The organism is Streptomyces sp. RKAG293, assembly GCF_023701745.1.
Lineage (GTDB): Bacteria > Actinomycetota > Actinomycetes > Streptomycetales > Streptomycetaceae > Actinacidiphila.
This window is the reverse complement of sequence record NZ_JAJOZB010000001.1, coordinates 755,430-773,080: the sequence shown is the minus strand read 5'-3', so window position 1 is coordinate 773,080 and position 17,651 is coordinate 755,430. Positions and strand designations below refer to the sequence as shown.

Here is a 17,651-nt window from a genome sequence, read left to right as displayed (position 1 = left end):
TTGCGGGCGGGGATCGGGAAGCCGGGCGGATCAGCCGCCGGTCAGCCGCCGATGTTGGCGATCTCGGCGAGGGAGTTCTTCCAGGCCTTGTCCGGGGTGGCCTTGCCCTGCTCCACGGAGACCAGGCCGTTGCCGAAGACGTTGCCGATGTCACCACCGTGCGCGCCCAGCGGCTGCGGGTTCAGCGCCTTCGCCGACTCGGAGAAGATCTTTCCGGTGGGGGCGTTGTTGAAGAGCGGGTCGGTGAAGGACGCGATGTCCGGCTGGCTCCACAGGGCCTGGTCGGAGGGGAAGTACCCCTTGTTCTTGAACAGCCACGCCTCCTGGGCCGGCGCGCTGAGCCACTTGGCCAGCTCCACGGCCGCCGCGGTGTGCTTCCCCTGGGTCGGAACCGTCAGGTACGAACCGCCCCAGTTGCCCCCGCCGCCGGGAATCCGGGCCATGTCCCACGTACCGCCGCCGACGGGCGGGTTGGCCTTGAACTCGTAACTCATCCAGGCGGGGCACGTGACGGTGGCGAACTGGCTCTTCTGGAAGCCGGTGTCCCACGCGGGAGTGAACGCGGCGATCCCGGCGGACTCGCCGTCCTTGACGGCGGCACCCACCTGGTCGAAGGCCTGCTTGACCGCCGGGTTGGAGTCGGCGATGACCTTGCCCGAGTCGTCGTAGAAGCCCTGCGGCGACTGCGCGGTCATCGCGGAGAAGACGTTGCTGCCCGCGTCGAACCACTTGGCCTTCTTGTCCGGGCTCTTGGCCAGGAACTGCTTGCCGGTGGCGAAGTAGGCGTTCCAGTCCGTGAGCAGCGCCGAGACCTGGCCACGGTCGGTGGGCAGGCCCGCCTTCTTGAAGAGGTCGCTGCGGTAGCAGAGCGCCATGCCGCCCATGTCGGTCCCGAGGCCGTACAGGGACGTGCCGTCCTTGCTGCTGGCGGGCTTGGTCTTGGACGGCACCCACTGGTTCCTGTCGACGCCGTGGTCGAGGAAGTTCACGAACTTGCCCGCCTGCCCCTGGAAGCCGGCGATCTGCCCGATCTCCACGGCCTCGATGTCGGCGGTGCCGCTGCCGGCCATCAGGTGGGCGTGCAGGTTCTGGTGGTGCGCCCCCATGTCGGCGCGGTTCTCCTTGATCGTGATGTTGGGGTGCAGCTGGTGGTACTGGGCGTAGAGATCCTTGTAGCCGAAGTCGGAGAAGAGGTTGACGGTGAGCGTGATCTTGGCGTTCGCGCTGTCGGCGGCCGGCTTGGCGTCGCTGCCGCCGCAGGCGGTGACGAGCAGCGCGCCGACGAGCGTGGCACCGACGGCGGCGAGCCGGGTCGTACGTCTGGTGAGGGTGTCGCGCATGGTGGGTCCTCGGTGGCTGGGGGTGGGAGAGCACGGGGTGAACGGTGTGGGAACGCACTGGGAGAGCGCTCTCCCGCTGCCGTAGATTCCTGCCGAAGGGTCATGGCTGTCAAGGGTTCGCGACGGATGCGGGACGGGGAATCCACGCCATGGCCGAGTCAATGCCAACAACCCTGACAATTCAGCGACATGGAGCGGCCGGCAGAACCCCCGATCCGGTCACAACGCTTGACACTCCGGAAACGCGAAGGAAACCATCACCCCACTCAGAGAGCGCTCTCCCGGCGCTCCGCCCCCACGCCCCGGACAGGACTCCCGGTATGCGACCTCCCCCCTCCGCCGCCGCACGGCGCGGCGGCCTCCCTCCCGCACTCCGACTGACGGCCCCGCTCGTGATCGCGTTCTGCCTCGCGCTCTACGCACTGATCGCACCGGTCGGCCGCGCGCACGCCGCCGACCCCGTTCTGCTGTCCCAGGGCAGGCCCGCACTCGCCTCGTCCGCCGAAGGGGACGGCCTGGCGGCGGCCGCCGCGGTCGACGGCAACGCCGCCACCCGCTGGGCCAGCGCGTGGAGCGACCCGCAGTGGCTCCAGGTCGACCTCGGCAGCTCGTCGGCCATCAGCCAGGTCGTCCTGAAGTGGGAGAACCACGCGACCGCGTACAAGATCCAGGTCTCCGACGACGGCACCACCTGGACCACGCCCTACTCCACGACCACCGGAGCGGGCGGCACCGAGACCCTCGCCATCTCGGCCACCGGCCGCTACGTGCGGATGTACGGCACCGCCCGGGTCAACGGCTACGGCTACTCGCTGTGGGAGTTCCAGGTCTACGGCGGCGGTGGCGGCCCCACCGACCCGCCGCCTACCGACCCGCCGCCGGCCGGTGACTGGACCACCGTGTGGAACGAGGACTTCACCGGCGCGGCCAACACCGCACCCTCCGCCGGCAACTGGATCACCCGGACCGGCACGTCCTACCCCGGTGGCCCGGCGAACTGGGGCACCGGCGAGGTCGAGACCGCTTCCGACTCCACGGCCAACGTCGGCCTCGACGGCGGCGGCAACCTGAACATCACCGCGCTGAAGAACGGCGACGCGTGGACATCGGGCCGGATCGAGACCCGGCGCAGCGACTTCGCCGCGCCGGCCGGCGGACAACTGCAGATCTCCGCGACCATCAGGCAGCCCAACCCCGCCAACGCGATCGGCTACTGGCCGTCCTTCCGCGCCACCGGCGCCGGCTACCGCGGCAACCCCGCCGCCTGGCCCGCCGTCGGGGAGACCGACATCATGGCGGACGTGCACGGCCGCAGCCAGCAGGCGGCGACGTTGCACTGCGGCACCGCCCCCGGCGGCAACTGCGACGAGTACACCGGCCTGAGCAGCGGACTGGCGAGCTGCACCGGCTGCCAGACCGGCTTCCACACCTACTCCGAGATCATCGACCGCTCGAAGTCCGACGAACAGATCCGCTGGTACCTCGACGGCAAGCAGATCTGGCAGGTCAACGAGTCACAGACCGGGGTCAGCACCTGGGACGCGGCCGTCCACCACGGCTTCTTCCTCTCCCTGAACCTGTCGATCGGCGGTTCGTACCCCAACAGCATCTGCGGCTGCACCTCCCCGACCGCCGCCACCAGCTCCGGCGGCACCCTCAGCGTGGGTCAGGTCACCGTCTCGCAGACCACCGGCCCGGCGCCCGCTCCGCTCACCGACCCGCCGGTGCCCACCGGCACCAGCGACGTGCACGTCACCGGCGGCCAGGGCAACTGGCAGCTCAAGGTCAACGGCGCCCCCTACCAGGTCAAGGGCATCACCTGGGGACCCTCCAACGACACCGCCGGCGCCCACATGCGCGATCTGAAGTCGATGGGGGCCAACACGCTGCGCGACTGGGGCACGGACGCGGGCAGCAAGGCGCTGCTGGACAGCGCCTCCGCCTACGGCCTGAAGGTCATCAACGGCTTCTGGCTCAACCAGGGCGCGGACTACGTCAACGACGCCGCGTACAAGGCCGCCACCCTCGCCGACATCAAGAAGTGGGTGACCACCTACAAGGACCATCCCGGCGTCCTGATGTGGGACGTCGGCAACGAGGTGCTGCTCACCATGCAGGACCACTACTCGGGACCAGCGATCGAGCAACAGCGCGTCGCCTACGCCCAGTTCGTCGAGCAGGTCACCCAGGCGATCCACGCCATCGACCCCAACCACCCCGTGACCTCCACCGACGCCTGGACCGGCGCCTGGGCGTACTACAAGACGAGTACCCCGAGCCTGGACCTGTACGCCGTCAACTCCTACGGCGCGGTCTGCGACGTCAGGAAGAACTGGACCGACGGCGGCTACACCAAGCCGTACATCGTCACCGAGTCCGGCGAGGCCGGCGAGTGGGAGGTGCCCAACGACGCGAACGGCGTCCCGGCCGAGCCCACCGACATCCAGAAGCGCGACGGCTACCTCAGCGCCTGGAACTGCATTTCCGGGCACACCGGGGTCGCACTCGGTGCCACGATGTTCCACTACGGCAACGAGAACGATTTCGGCGGCGTCTGGTTCAACGTCCGCCCCAGCGGCTGGAAGCGGCTTGCCTACTACTCCGTCGCCAAGGACTACGGCGGCACCCCGCAGACCAACACCCCGCCGGTGATCAGCGCGATGAACCTCAGCAACACCACGACCGTGCCGGCCGGCGGCACCTTCACGGTCAGCACCACCACCTCCGACCCCGACGGCGACGCGCTGCGCTACCAGCTGATGTACACCAGCAAGTACGTCGACGGGAACACCGGCTTCCAGCAGGTCACCTTCACCCAGACCGGCGACGGCCGCTTCACCGTCACCGCCCCGAAGACGCTGGGGGTGTGGAAGGTCTACGTCTACGCCTACGACGGGCACGGCAACGTGGGCATCGAGACCAGGTCCTTCCGGGTGACCGCCCCACCGGTCAACGGCACCAACGTCGCCCTCGGCAGGCCGACCACCGCGTCGACCTACCAGTCGCAGGGCAACGGTGCGCCCTTCCCGCCGTCCAACACCACGGACGGCAAGTGGGACACCCGCTGGGCCAGTGAGTGGAGCGACCCGCAGTGGCTCCAGGTGGACCTGGGCCAGGCCACCGCACTGCACCACGTGCAGCTCGGCTGGGAGGGCGCCTACGGCAAGGCGTACCAGGTCCAGACGTCGAACGACGGGACCAATTGGAGCACGGCGTACTCCACCACGACCGGCACCGGCGGTATCGAGGACCTCGCCGTCAACGCGTCCGGCCGATACGTGCGGCTGAACATGACGCAGCGCGGGACCGCGTACGGCTACTCGCTGTACGAGTTCGGCGTCTACAGCTGACGGCGGCCGGCGGCGGCCGGCGTATCTGGTGACGACCTCGGCCGGCCCGGTGAGTTACCGGGCCGGCCGAGTGCTGTGCACGGAGAGCGCTGAGGTGGGGGTGGAGTACTCAGGTGGGGAGTGGAGTGTGGTGCCGGTGGTGCCGGACTACGGGAGGACGTACTGGTCGTTGAGGGCGGCGCCGGCCTCGGGGTGGGTCTGGTCGTAGCCGCGGGCGTCGCACTGCAGGCCGCCGTCGATGCAGTGGGTGACCAGGGCGCTGAGGGTGGGTGCGTCCCAGGCGTTGTAGAAGTCGTAGTGGAACGAGAAGGCCCGGCCGCTGGAGAGCCGGACCTGGGACATGTCTCCGGAGACCGGGAAGGCCATCTTGAACTCGATCATCGGCAGGGCGACCGGGTGGTCCGCCGTGCACCGGCCGTTGACCGGGTAGGCCATGTGGCTCTTGTGGTCGGGGGTGTCCAGGTACTTGCCGTCCCAGCAACTGGGGGCCTGGTATCGGATGTTGAGCTGGCTGCCCGGCGTGCAGGTGACCGGGAAGTCGATGTTGTGGTAGCTGTCACCGCACTCCCAGCCCGCCACGTACCCCGGGTCCTGCCGGAACTGGTCGGCGGTCGCCATCGGGCTGCCGACGACGAAGCGCAGTCCCTTGGGGAACGGCCGGACGCTGGTGTAGTCGATCAGATTGGTCTTGTAGTAGATGACCTGGGGCCCGATCGGCTTGATGACCTGGTTGCCGTTGTAGAGCGTCGGCATCCAGTAACCGCTCTTGTCGCCGGGCGCCTTGCACGAGGTGCCGCCGGCGTTCAGCGAAGCCTGGGTGCTGTTCGCGTCCGTCGTGGTGTTGCCCATGAAGGTGTGATCGTGCGAGGCGCCGGGCTGGCCGGGGTAGACGATCGGATCGTCCGGGATGTTGCGGGTGACCGAGCAGTTGGCCTGGAACTCGTGGAAGTACCGGTTGGGCGGGGTTGCCTGGGACGGGACCACGCCGGTGACCTGCGGGTCGGCGAGTACGTAGGTCCCGGCCGGGGCCGCCATCATGGCGGCGGTGTGCCCGAGGTGGGACGCCGCCTGGGCGGCGGGGTCGGCGCCAGGGGTGGCGGTGGCGCCGATCGTATTCAACCCGAACGCCACCAGAGCGGCGGCGGTGGCGATCAGACCACCGGAGAAGAGTCTGGACTTGCGTACCATGCGGGCCTCCAAGACCTGTGGGAGAGCGCTCTCCGAAAGCGTCAACAGTGTTTCGTCGGCCGCGCGAACATGTCAATAGAAGATGAACTCACGGGCATAAAGAGGGTGTTGAGGGGGTAATGCTCCGGTCCGGCTCGAGTGGGCCCGGCCGCCTGCGTCTCCTGGCCGCCGTCGCCAACGCCCTTGGGGGAGCGCTCTCCAGCACCGAAGGGCCGGGTGCACCACCGTCAGCGCCAACGAGACGGCTCTCTGCTGATCGTGGTCACGGACCGCGCCGTCATTCCCCAGGCACGGGTGCGGGACCGTTCCCTGGCCGGGCATGAACAATCGCCCGACCGCGACGGCCGGACTTCTTTCGGTGACGGGGGAGACCTCTTGCGGCCCGGATCACGGCGCCGGTCCACGGCGCGCAGGGGTCCAACCGACGGCCTGTCCCGTCCTCCTCCGGAGAGAACGGACGGAACGGACGCCCGCTGCGCGGGGGCTCGCGTTCAGTGCGGGACGGTGGCGGCCGTGCCGGCGCGCACCGCGTGGACCACCTCTTCGTGCAGTGTCCGGCTCTCCGTCTCCGACGGGCAGGGGATGGGGCTGCCGGTCATTGTGAACCAGTCCGATGAGCCGCTGTACTGCACGGCGACCCGTGCCTCGCCGCCGGACCAGGTGGTGTGCACGGTGAGGTCGCCCGTCAGGATTCCGACCTCGTCGGTGCGCACCCCGCCACGGCCGGCGAAGACACCTGTGGTTGTCCATGACGCCCAGCTCATCTCTCCACTGTCACACTTCTGGCGGATCCCGGCGAGCGGGGGACGGCGGGCCTCCCGGAGGCCCTGCGGAGACCACTCGGAGGCCCCGCGGGGCCTCCGGCAGGGCCCCCTCGGCGGCCCAAGTGGGCGGAATATCCTCCAAGGGGTTCTTTCAGGATCACAAAGCTTCAATAAGGGAACAAATTACGTCATATATACGGGCTGGAAGCGTGCTCGCAGCTGGGATTCCCGAGGCCGCGAGGGTGCACGCTTCGTGAATCACATATTTCAGGCCCAATGCGAATAATGCCGCCTTGTTCTCGGCGGATGCCGGAGACCACGATCACCTCGTTCCGGCGTCACCCCTGGCCACCGCCCGGATGTGACGCCCGTCCTCGAGGAGGTTCCTGTGAACGATCGACTCAGTCTCGGTCCGGATGCGGCACGGCAGCTGGCCACCGCCACCAAGACCAGCCCGCAGATGCGCGGCATCACCCCGCGCTATCTGCTGCGCGCACTGCCCTGGGTGGACGTCGAATCCGGTGTCTACCGCGTCAACCGCCGCCGGACCTTCGTCCTGGGCGACGACCTGATCAGCAGCTACAGCGAGGACGGCACCCACCACATCGTCCCGGAGGACCTGCGGGAGGTGCCGTACCTGAGGGACGCCGACGAAGCGCTGCTCACCGAACTGGCCGCCGCGTTCGCGGAGGTCACCTTCGAGTCCGGTCAGTTACTGGCCTCGGAGGGCGACGCCTCCGATCGGATATGGGTGCTCGTGGAGGGCCGGGCCGAGAAGCGCGTGACGGGCCGATACGGTGAGGACGCGCTGCTCGAAGTGATCGGGGACGGCCAGTTCTTCGACCTCGACGCCTGGACCCGCGCCGAGCCGATGCCCTACCGGGTCAAGGCCCTCACCCCCGGAGTGGCGCTCTGCGCCGACCGCAGCGCGCTGGCCGGACTGACCACCCGCAGCGAAGACCTGCAGGCGGCACTCGACTCGTACCTCGCCGGGGACATGCCCGTGCCGGGCTCCGAGGTGCCGGTGGATCTCAGCGCCGGCCACGTCGGAGAACCGGACCTCCCGGGCACGTTCGTGGACTACGAGGACACGCCGCGGGAGTACCACATGAGCCTCGCGCAGACGGTGCTGCGGGTGCACACCCGCGTCGCCGATCTCTACAACGGGCCCATCGACCAGACCCGCGCCCAGGCCAATCTGACCATCCAGGCGCTGCGCGAGCGCCAGGAGTCGTCGATGCTGAACCACCCGGAGTTCGGGCTGCTCAACACGGTCGCACCGGGGCAGCGGGTGCAGTCGCGGACGGGCTCGCCGACCCCCGACGACCTGGACGAACTGCTGGCGAAGGTCTGGAAGCAGCCCGGCTTCTTCATCGCGCACCCCCGGGCGATAGCCGCCTTCGGACGGGAATGTACGCGGCGGGGTGTGCCCCCGGTGACGGACAGCAGATTCGGCAGCCCCCTGCTGACCTGGCGGGGAGTGCCGCTGCTCCCCTCCGACAAGGTGGGGTTCACGGGTCACAACGGCGCCAGCACCACCTCGATCCTGCTGATGCGGGTGGGCGAGGCCGAGCAGGGCGTGGTGGGGCTGCGGCCGACGAAGGTCCAGGACGAGGTCGAACCGGCGCTGTCGATGCGGAACATGGGCGTCGACCAGAAGGGCATCACCTCGTACCTGATGACGGCCTACTTCAACACCGCGGTGCTGGTGGAGGACGCCACCGCCGTCCTCCGGAACGTCGAGGTGCACAACTACCATGACTACTCCTGACGTTACGGAGCGCACGGGCTTGGGCGGCCTCACCCCGAACGGGGTCGCGGGTGCGGTCCCGGGTTCAGCCCCGGGTTCGGCCCCGAGCGTGGTCCCTGCCGCATCTCCGGCTGCGGATCCGGCTCCAACTCCGGGGCCGGGGCCGGGGCCGGGGCCGGGGTCGGGGTCGGGAATGGGCCGGCAGGGCGGTGCCTTCTCTCCTGAGACGGCTCGGAAGGACTTCCCGATACTGCAGCGCCTGGTCAACGGCCATCCGCTGGTCTGGCTGGACAACGCCGCCACGACGCAGAAGCCGCGTCAGGTGATCGAGGCACTCGCCGCCTACTACAGCGCGACCAACTCCAACATCCACCGCGGCGCGCACACTGTGGCGCGCGAGGCCACCGAGGCGTACGAGGCGGGCCGGGCCGCGGTCGCCGAGTTCCTGGGCGCGGCGTCTCCGGAGAACATCGTCTTCGTGCGCGGCACCACGGAGGCGATCAACCTCGTCGCGCAGAGCTGGGGGCGGGCCAACCTCGGGCCGGGGGACGACATCCTGGTGCCGGTACTGGAGCACCACTCGGACATCGTTCCCTGGCAGCTCATCGCCAAGGAGACCCGGGCCCGCGTGGTTCCGGTCCCGCTCGGACCGGACGGCCAGATCGACCAGAACGCCTACGCCGACCTGCTCTCGTCGCGGACGCAACTCGTGGCGATCAGCCACGCGTCGAACGTACTCGGCACCGTCCCGCCGGTGCGGGAGATGACGGCGCTGGCGCACCGCTACGGCGCCAAGGTGCTGGTGGACGGGGCACAGGCGGTCGCTCATTTCCCGGTCGACGTCCAGGAGATGGATGCCGACTTCTATGTGTTCTCCGGCCACAAGATCTTCGGTCCCACGGGCATCGGTGTGCTGTACGGGAAGCCGGAGGTGCTGGAGAGCATGCCGCCGTGGCAGGGCGGCGGCAACATGATCGACTCGGTCAGCTTCGCCCGCACCACGTACGCGCCCGTTCCGCAACGGCTGGAGGCCGGCACCGGTCATATCTCCGGGGTGGTCGGACTGTCGGCCGCGCTGAACTGGCTGACCTCCTTCGACCGGGGTGCCGTCGCCGCCTACGAGCAGGGGCTGATGTCCTACGCGCAACAGGCGCTGTCCATGGTCCCCGGCCTCGAGACGGTGGGCGCCGCACCCGACAGGATCGCCGTCCTGACCTTCACGCTCGCGGGTCAGGACCCGGCCACGGTGGCCGACTGGCTGGACCGCGACGGCATCGCCATCCGCGCCGGCCACCACTGCGCCCAGCCGGCACTGGCCCACTACGGCCTCGAAACCGCGGCACGCGCCTCACTCGCGCTCTACAACACATCCGAGGAGGTGGACCAGCTGGCGGCCTCCCTGCGCCGGCTCACCGACAGTACGCCGTGACGAGGAAGCGCTCCCAGCAGGCCCGGAGGGACGCCCGCCGCCCGCGGCCGGGACGGCGAAGGGGGCGCCCGGACGGCCGGGTACCCCCTTCGTGTGTCATGACGGTCGCGCTGCTCAGCCCTGGAAGTGACTCATCGAGGAGTCGTCGAAGGGGGCGTTCATCACCTTCGAGGAACAGCAGGACGAGATGACGCCGGTGCTCACCTTGATCTTGCAGACATCGAAGCAGGCGTAGTTGATGTAACCGCCCGGAGCGGCGTACGCCGTCCAGGTGGCGGCGTCGCGGGCGGCGGGGTCCGGGCGCGGTAGCTTCGTCATGTCTGCCGCCACCCCCCTGTACACGGCACCGCCGCTGCGGAGATCCTTTGGAGCGGTGACCGACAGTGCCGCCGCTACCGCCCGCCTCCGTGACCGGCGGCCATATCCGGGAGAGAGTGCATTGACTCAGGAACCGACACCGGATGCCGAGATCAGGGCGCTCCTGGCGTCCCTGGACGGACAGCGACGGCACGTCCTGGGAATCCTCGACGGGCTGGACGCGGACGGGCTGCGTCGAGTCGTGCTGCCGTCGGGATGGAACTGTCTCGGGCTCGTCCAGCACCTCGCCCTGGACGTCGAGCGGTTCTGGTTCCGTGCCGTCCTCACCGGGGACAAGGACGTCATCCGCAGCCTCGACGAGATCGACGACGCGTGGGTGGTGGGACCCGATACCCCGGCCGCCGACGTCCTCGAGCGGTACCGCGGGGAGACGGACCTCGCGAACGCGGTCATCACCGCCACCGCCGCGGACGCCCCACTGGCCTGGTGGCCCCACCACCTCTTCGGCGAACCCCACCTGCACACCCTCCGAGACGTCCTCCTCCACGTCATCACGGAGACCGCCTGCCACGCGGGCCACCTGGACGCGGCACGGGAACTCCTCGACGGCCGCCGCTGGATGGTCCTGACCTGAGCCGCCCCGCAGCGGCCGGCGAAGGAGGCCGTCACTTCGAGGCCGCCCGACGGGCCGTGCCTTGTTCTGTGATCGTGAACAAATAGACTCTTCCCCATGCCGTGCGAAGGCCGCCCCAGGGCGTGCAGCCGCAGGTACTCGCCGATGAGGGGGCCGACACGTGGGAGGCGGACGGATGGATCCGGAAGCGCGGCCGCCGGTGATGGCGGATGTGGCGCGGGTCGCGGGCGTGTCGCATCAGACGGTGTCGCGGGTTCTCAACGGGGCGTCGCATGTACGCGAGGAGACGCGGGACCGGGTGCTCGCCGCGATCCGGCAGCTGGACTACCGGCCCAATTCGGCGGCCCGGGCCCTGGTGACCCGGCGCTCCCAGACGCTGGGCGTCGTCAGTTTCGGCAGTGTGCTCTACGGGCCCGCCTCGATGCTGGACGGGATCGAGCAGGCGGCGCGCAGCGCGGGCTACTTCGTCAGCGTGGCGAGTCTGCGGTCCCTGGACAGCCGCTCGGTGCAGGAAGCGGTGGACCGGCTTCGTGACCAGGGGGTGGAGGGCATCGCGGTGATCGCGCCGCAGACGTCGGCGGTGAGCGCGATCGGCAAGCTCTCGACCGTCGTGCCGGTGGTCGCCGTCGGTTCCGGCAGCGAGTCCCGTGTGCCGGTGGTGGCGATCGACAACGAGTCCGGTGCGCTGGCCGCCACCGGGCACCTGCTGGATCTCGGGCACACCACGGTGCACCATGTCGCCGGCCCGCCCGGCTGGTTGGAGACGACGGCCCGCCAGAACGGCTGGCGCAAGGCGCTCAAGGCGGCGGGGGCGCCGGTGCCTCCGGTGCGGAGCGGGGACTGGAGTGCCCGCTCGGGATACGAGGCCGGACTGGGGCTCGCGGCGGACCCCGCGGTCACGGCGGTGTTCTGCGCCAACGACCACATGGCATTGGGGCTGCTGCGGGCGCTCCACGAGTCGGGCCGCGCGATCCCCGGCGACATCAGCGTCGTCGGGTTCGACGACATCTCCGAGGCGGCCTACTTCTCACCGCCCCTGACCACCGTGCGTCAGGACTTCGGCGAGTTGGGCCGCCGCGCGCTGGAGCTCCTGGTGGAGGAGCTCAACGGCGCCGGCCACTCCCGGCGGCACATCCTGGTGCCACCGGAAATGGTGCTGCGCTGGAGTACGGGCCCGGTCCCGTCCCGATGAGTGCGGTGCCGGATGAGTGATGTCCGGACCGAAGAACCCCCGCGGTCGCGCGGCCGAGCCCGGCTCCCGGTCCTTGGCGCGCAACTTTGTTATCGTTAACAATCACATCCGCTCTTCATCGTGTCAGCTCCAGGAGGGTCTGTGCCGCGGCCTGCCGAAGACACTCGTCTGCCCACCATGTCGGACGTCGCCCAGCTGGCGGGCGTCTCGCATCAGACCGTGTCCCGGGTGCTCAGCGGCCATCCGAACGTGCGCGAGGTGACCCGCGCGGGGGTGCAGAAGGCGATCGACGAGCTGGGATACCGTCGCAACTCCACCGCGCGGGCCCTGGCGACCCGGCGCACCCGCACGCTGGGCGTGGTCGCGGCGGACACCACGCTGTTCGGCCCGGCCAGCACGGTCGCGGGGCTGGCGGAGTCGGCCCGTGCCGAGGGGTACATGGTCTCGACCGTGAGCGGGCGGGCACTCAGCCGGCACAGCCTCACCGAGGCGTTGGAGCACCTCGGTGAATGGGGTGTCGAGGGGGCCGTGGTCATCACCCCGCAGCGCGAGGCGGCGGCCGCGCTCTTCGAGCTGCGGCACCCGTTCCCGGTGGTGACCGTCGAGGGCGGCCACGATCTGGAGATCCCCAGCGTGTCGGTGGACCAGCACCTGGGCGCCCGGCTGGTCACCGACCATCTCCTCGGGTGCGGCCACCGCACCGTCTGGCACGTGGCCGGGCCGCAGGACTGGCTCGAAGCGGCGGCCCGTATGGCAGGCTGGCGTGCGGCCCTGCACGAAGCCGGCGCCGACGTGCCACCGCCGTTGATCGGGGACTGGAGCCCGCTCTCCGGCTACCGCGCCGGCCAGGAACTCGCCGGCCGCGTCGGCCGCCGGGGCGCCGGCGGCTCCGATCTGACAGCGGTGTTCGCCTCCAACGACCAGATGGCGCTGGGCATCATGCGTGCCTTCCGGGAGGCCGGGGTGCGGATCCCCGTGGACGTGGCGGTCGCCGGTTTCGACGACATCCCCGAGGCGGAGTTCTTCGCACCGCCGCTGACCACCGTCCGGCAGGACTTCGCCGCGGTCGGGCGGGCCAGCATCCGGCTGCTCCTGGACCGGATCGAGGGCGGCGACCGCGACCGTACGACCATCCCGCACCATGTGATCGAACCCCAGCTCATCGTGCGCGGCAGCACGACGACCCCGGTGGTCTGAACCCGCCGGCTTGCCGGCGCAACGTCATGCTGCCGGCCCCCGAGAGCACCTCTCGGGGGCCGGCAGCGAAACCCACAGCGGGGCATGAGGTGGGTGCGGGACGGGTCAGGAACGGGTCAGGATCGTCAGGAACCGATCTTGCGCTTGTTGTAGACGTCGAAGCCGACGGCCGCCAACAGCACCAGCCCCTTGATGACCTGCTGGTAGTCGGTGCCTATGCCCACCAGCGACATGCCGTTGTTGAGCACACCGAGCACCAGACCGCCGATGATCGCGCCGAGGACGGTGCCGACGCCGCCGGCGGCCGAGGCGCCGCCGATGAAGGCCGCCGCGATCGCCTCCAGTTCGAAGTTGATACCGGCCTGCGGCGTACCGGCGTTGAGCCGGGCCGCGAAGACCAGACCGGCCAGCGCGGCCAGGACGCCCATGTTCACGAAGGCCAGGAAGACGACGCGCTTGCTCTTCACGCCTGACAACCGGGCAGCCGGCTCGTTCCCGCCGATCGCGTAGGTGTGCCGGCCGAGTATCGAGTTGCGCATCAGATAACCGAAGCCGACCAGCAGGACGCCCAGGATGAGCAGGACGACCGGGAAGCCGTGATAGCTGGCGAGGAGCAGGGTGAACACGGTCACCGCGGCGGTGATGGCGGCCAGTTTGGCGAGGAGGAAGCCCAGCGGAAGCAGTTCGAGCCCGAAGGCGGCGGCCTGCCGTCGGCCGCGGACCTCCTGGAGCACCGCGATGGCGAGCACTCCGATCCCGAGCAGCAGCGTCAGGTTGTGGTAGTCGGTGTACGGGCCGACCTCCGGCATGAAGCCGCTGCTGATCTTCTGGAAACCACGCGGGAACGGGGCCACCGACTGGCCCTGGAGCAGGATCTGGGTACCGCCGCGGAACAGCAGCATGCCGGCCAGCGTGACGATGAACGACGGGATGCCGACGTACGCGATCCAGAACCCCTGCCAGGCTCCGGCGACCGCGCCGATCAGCAGCGCGGCGACGAGCGCCACCGGCCAGGGCACCTGGTGTTTGACCATCATCACCGCGGCGGCCGCGCCGATGAAGGCGGCGAGTGACCCGACCGACAGGTCGATATGGCCCGCGATGATGACGATCATCATGCCGATGGCCAGGATCAGGATGTAGCTGTTCTGCTGGATCAGGTTGGTGACGTTGAGCGGCTTGAGCAGGGTGCCGCCGGTCCAGATCTGGAAGAGCAGGACGATCAGCGCCAGCGCGACCAGCATGCCGTACTGGCGGATGTTGCCGCGCAGGGCCTGGACCAGCTGTTGTCCCACCCCGCCACCCGCGCCCTCAGGGCCTGTCGGCCTGTCGTCGGCCGGTGTGCTCGCCTCGATGCCGGAGGTCTGTGTCTGGGCCATGCGTCACACCTGCTCGTTCTGGGTTGCCGCGCTCACGGTCATGAGGCGCATGAGTGATTCCTGGGTGGCGTCGGCGCGGTCCACCTCGCCGGTGAGCCGGCCCTCGGCCATCGTGTAGATCCGGTCGCACAGGCCCAGCAGCTCGGGCAGTTCCGAGGAGATGACCAGCACCGCCTTGCCCTGGGCGGCCAGTTCGGCGATCACCGTGTAGATCTCGGCCTTCGCACCGACGTCGATGCCGCGGGTGGGCTCGTCGAGGATCAGTACGTCGGGCTCGGAGAAGATCCACTTGCTGAGGACGACCTTCTGCTGGTTGCCGCCGCTGAGCTTGCCGGTCGCCGCGAAGACGGAGGGCGCCTTGATGTTCATCGAGGCGCGGAACCTCTCCGCGACCCGTGTCTCCTCGTGCTCGTTGACCCAGCCGCGCCGGGAGACCTTCCCGAGCGCGCTCAGCGAGATGTTGCGGCTGATGTCCTCCGTCAGATGGAGCCCGAGCTGCTTGCGGTCCTCGGTGACGTACGCCAGTCCGTGCCCGATCGCCTCCGGCACCGTACGGGTCCTGATCTCCACCCCGTTCAACAGCACCCGGCCCCCGGTGTACCGGCCGTAGGAGCGGCCGAACACGCTCATCGCGAGCTCGGTACGCCCGGCGCCCATCAGCCCCGCGACGCCGACGATCTCGCCGCGCCGCACATGGACCGAGACCGCGTCGACGACCTTGCGCTGGTGGTCGATCGGATGGAGGACGGTCCACTCCTCGACGGCGAAGGCGACGTCGCCGATGTCGGGAGTGCGTTCGGGGAAACGGTGGTCCAGGTCGCGGCCGACCATGCCCCGGATGATGCGGTCCTCGGAGATGCCCTCGGTGCCGACGGCGACGGTCTCGATGGTCCGGCCGTCCCGCAGGATGGTGACGGAGTCGGCGACGCGGGCGATCTCGTTGAGCTTGTGCGAGATGATGATGCAGGAGATCCCCTGCGCCTTGAGTTCGAGGATGAGGTCGAGCAGCTTGCGGCTGTCCTCGTCGTTCAGCGCGGCCGTCGGCTCGTCCAGGATCAGCAGCTTCACCTCCTTGGCGAGCGCCTTGGCGATCTCGACCAACTGCTGTTTGCCCACCCCGATGTCCGCGATCCGGGTCTGCGGGTTCTCGTGCAGACCGACCCGCTGGAGCAGCTTCTTCGCGTGGGTGAGGCTGCGGTGCCAGCTGATGATGCCGTGCGAGGCGTGTTCGTTGCCGAGGAAGATGTTCTCGGCGATGGAGAGATGGGGCACCAGGGCGAGTTCCTGATGGATGATCACGATGCCGCGCTGCTCGCTCGCCCGGATGTCCTTGAAGGCGCACGGCTCACCCTCGAAGAGGATCTCGCCCTCGTACGAGCCGTGCGGGTACACCCCGCTGAGCACCTTCATCAGGGTGGACTTGCCGGCGCCGTTCTCACCGCAGACGGCGTGGACTTCGCCGGGCGCGACGCTCAGGGTGACGTCGGAGAGCGCTTGGACGCCGGGGAAGGACTTGCTGATCGAACGCATCTCCAGGACGGGTCCGGCCATGATGGGCATCCGTTCGGGTCGGGGTCGGGCTTGGGGGTTGGGGGGCAGGTCGGGGGCGGGGTCGGAGGCGGGGCGGGGAAGTTCGGCGGGTAGTGGGGAACAGGCCCTCGGAGTCGGCTACTTGAGCTGAGCGGCGGAGAGCTGCCCGGTGTCGACCAGCACCTTGCGGTAGTTGTCCTTGTCGACACTGACCGGCTGCAGCAGGAAGGCCGGCACGACCCTGGCGCCGTTGTTGTACTGCTTGGTGTCGTTGACCTGGGGCTTGCCGCCGGTGAGCAGCGCGTCGCCCATCTGCACGGCCACCTTGGCGAGCGCACGGGTGTCCTTGGAGACGGTCTGGGTCTGCTCGCCGGCGATGATGGACTTCACCGACGCCAGTTCGGCGTCCTGACCGGTGACGATGGGCAGTTCCTTGCCCGACCCGCCGTATCCGACGCCCTTGAGGGACGACAGGATGCCGATCGAGATGCCGTCGTAGGGGGAGAGCACCGCATCGACGCGAGCCGTCGAGTAGGACTTGCTGAGCAGGTTGTCCATCCGGGACTGCGCGAGCCCGCCGTCCCAGCGCAGGGTGGCGATCTGGTTGAAGTTGGTCTGGCCGCTGCGGACGACGAGCTTCTTGTCGTCGAGGTACGGCTTGAGCACGCTCATCGCGCCCTGGAAGAAGTACGGGGAGTTGTTGTCGTCCGGTGAGCCGCCGAACAGCTCGACGTTGAACGGGCCCTTGCCGTCCTTGAGGCCGAGCTTGTCGGCGATGTAGGTGCCCTGGAGGACGCCGACCTTGTAGTTGTCGAAGGTCGCGTAGTAGTCGACGTTCTTGGTGCCGAGGATGAGCCGGTCGTAGGAGATCACCGGGATGTCGGCGTCGGCCGCCTTCTGCAGCACGTCGGTGAGTGACGAGCCGTCGACCGCCGCGATGACCAGCAGCCGGGCGCCCTTGGTGATCATGTTCTCGATCTGGGACACCTGGTTCTCCACGACGTTGTCGCCGTACTGGAGATCCGTCCTGTACCCCTTGTCCTGGAACTGCTTGACCATGTTGGCGCCGTCGTTGATCCACCGTTCCGAGGATTTGGTGGGCATCGCGATACCGACCAAACCGCCCTTGGCGTCAGGGTGTTTCGCATGGGCGCCGACGCCGTTGGCACTCTGCCCGCAGGCGGCCAACACCATTGTTAGCGCAACCAGGGCGAGGCCCGTCGAAATTTTCCGCACACTTCCTCCAGTGATGTGCCGCGATCAGCGGGACCCGCGTACGGCATCCGCGTGACCCCGGTGTCCTCGGACCAGTCGAGTCCCCGTGCTGGGGCGGGGTGTGATGAGCGCGCAGGAATCGCGCACGGATCGGGCTCGACCGACAGGGGCCCGGTGGCTGCTGACAAGCCCGCCGATGTCCGGCCGGGCCATGGCGCCGGCTTGGCGTTACAAGAGTGTTAACGCTAACAGAACGGGCGTCAAGGCCCGGAGGGTCACCGTTTTGAATCGCACGCCAGCGGGGCGGCGTCCGCACGGCACCGCACGGCATCGCACGCCATCGGGCCGGCGTCGCAGGGGGCATG

13 protein-coding genes and 1 pseudogene are annotated in these 17,651 nt (G+C 69.2%); 7 read left to right on the top strand and 7 right to left on the bottom strand.

All coding sequences use genetic code 11. The features are described 5' to 3' along the window. Positions 1–41: 41 nt before the first annotated feature. Positions 42–1,340 (bottom strand): ABC transporter substrate-binding protein, encoded by a 1,299-nt coding sequence (locus tag LNW72_RS03340; protein ID WP_250973942.1) that lies wholly within the window; start codon positions 1,338–1,340, stop codon positions 42–44. Positions 1,341–1,489: 149 nt separating this feature from the next. Between LNW72_RS03340 and LNW72_RS42020 the strand changes: the two are divergent. Together LNW72_RS42020 and LNW72_RS42015 are read left to right on the top strand one after the other, a co-directional pair. Next, positions 1,490–2,149 (top strand): annotated as a pseudogene (locus LNW72_RS42020) (discoidin domain-containing protein); the annotation flags it as partial. 852 nt (positions 2,150–3,001) lie between these two features. Continuing rightward, positions 3,002–4,690, top strand: a complete 1,689-nt coding sequence (locus tag LNW72_RS42015; RefSeq protein ID WP_374117395.1) for a discoidin domain-containing protein — start codon at positions 3,002–3,004, stop codon at positions 4,688–4,690. A 147-nt stretch (positions 4,691–4,837) separates the two neighbouring features. Here the strand turns inward: LNW72_RS42015 and LNW72_RS03330 are convergent, their stop codons facing one another. Both LNW72_RS03330 and LNW72_RS03325 read right to left on the bottom strand, forming a co-directional pair. Then, entirely contained in the window at positions 4,838–5,878 is a 1,041-nt protein-coding gene (locus LNW72_RS03330) for a DUF1996 domain-containing protein (protein WP_250973940.1), read from the bottom strand. Positions 5,879–6,369: 491 nt separating this feature from the next. Continuing rightward, positions 6,370–6,642 carry a hypothetical protein gene (locus LNW72_RS03325; protein ID WP_250973939.1) on the bottom strand — a complete coding sequence of 91 codons (273 nt, stop codon included), beginning with the start codon at positions 6,640–6,642 and terminating at the stop codon, positions 6,370–6,372. A gap of 388 nt (positions 6,643–7,030) precedes the next feature. Between LNW72_RS03325 and LNW72_RS03320 the strand changes: the two genes are divergently transcribed. Continuing rightward, the gene (locus LNW72_RS03320; protein ID WP_250973938.1) at positions 7,031–8,413 is read left to right on the top strand and encodes a family 2B encapsulin nanocompartment shell protein; all 1,383 of its coding nucleotides are present in this window, start codon (positions 7,031–7,033) and stop codon (positions 8,411–8,413) included. Further along, positions 8,400–9,821, top strand: coding sequence for a cysteine desulfurase (locus LNW72_RS03315; RefSeq protein WP_250973937.1), 1,422 nt, complete (start codon positions 8,400–8,402; stop codon positions 9,819–9,821). Before LNW72_RS03320 ends, LNW72_RS03315 begins: the two co-directional genes overlap by 14 nt. Positions 9,822–9,935: 114 nt before the next feature. Here LNW72_RS03315 and LNW72_RS03310 read toward each other — a convergent pair whose 3' ends face one another. Continuing rightward, positions 9,936–10,139 (bottom strand): hypothetical protein, encoded by a 204-nt coding sequence (locus LNW72_RS03310; protein ID WP_250973936.1) that lies wholly within the window; start codon positions 10,137–10,139, stop codon positions 9,936–9,938. A gap of 121 nt (positions 10,140–10,260) precedes the next feature. Here LNW72_RS03310 and LNW72_RS03305 point away from each other — a divergent pair, with 121 nt between their 5' ends. The 3 genes from LNW72_RS03305 (at position 10,261) to LNW72_RS03295 (ending at position 13,162) form a co-directional block, all read left to right on the top strand. Next, on the top strand, positions 10,261–10,773 hold the full coding sequence (locus LNW72_RS03305) for a DinB family protein (protein ID WP_250973935.1): 513 nt from the start codon (positions 10,261–10,263) through the stop codon (positions 10,771–10,773). 175 nt (positions 10,774–10,948) lie between these two features. Next, positions 10,949–11,965, top strand: coding sequence for a LacI family DNA-binding transcriptional regulator (locus LNW72_RS03300; protein WP_250973934.1), 1,017 nt, complete (start codon positions 10,949–10,951; stop codon positions 11,963–11,965). Between the two features lie 141 nt (positions 11,966–12,106). Beyond that, positions 12,107–13,162 carry a LacI family DNA-binding transcriptional regulator gene (locus tag LNW72_RS03295; protein ID WP_374117125.1) on the top strand — a complete coding sequence of 352 codons (1,056 nt, stop codon included), beginning with the start codon at positions 12,107–12,109 and terminating at the stop codon, positions 13,160–13,162. Positions 13,163–13,287: 125 nt separating this feature from the next. Here LNW72_RS03295 and mmsB read toward each other — a convergent pair whose 3' ends face one another. The 3 genes from mmsB to chvE form a co-directional block, all read right to left on the bottom strand. Then, positions 13,288–14,541 (bottom strand): multiple monosaccharide ABC transporter permease, encoded by a 1,254-nt coding sequence (gene mmsB, locus LNW72_RS03290; RefSeq protein WP_250973932.1) that lies wholly within the window; start codon positions 14,539–14,541, stop codon positions 13,288–13,290. Positions 14,542–14,544: 3 nt separating this feature from the next. Continuing rightward, entirely contained in the window at positions 14,545–16,092 is a 1,548-nt protein-coding gene (mmsA, locus tag LNW72_RS03285; protein WP_250973931.1) for a multiple monosaccharide ABC transporter ATP-binding protein, read from the bottom strand. A 117-nt stretch (positions 16,093–16,209) separates the two neighbouring features. Continuing rightward, complete coding sequence (gene chvE, locus LNW72_RS03280) at positions 16,210–17,307, bottom strand: multiple monosaccharide ABC transporter substrate-binding protein (protein ID WP_374117124.1); 1,098 nt, start codon at positions 17,305–17,307, stop codon at positions 16,210–16,212. Positions 17,308–17,651 lie beyond the last annotated feature (344 nt).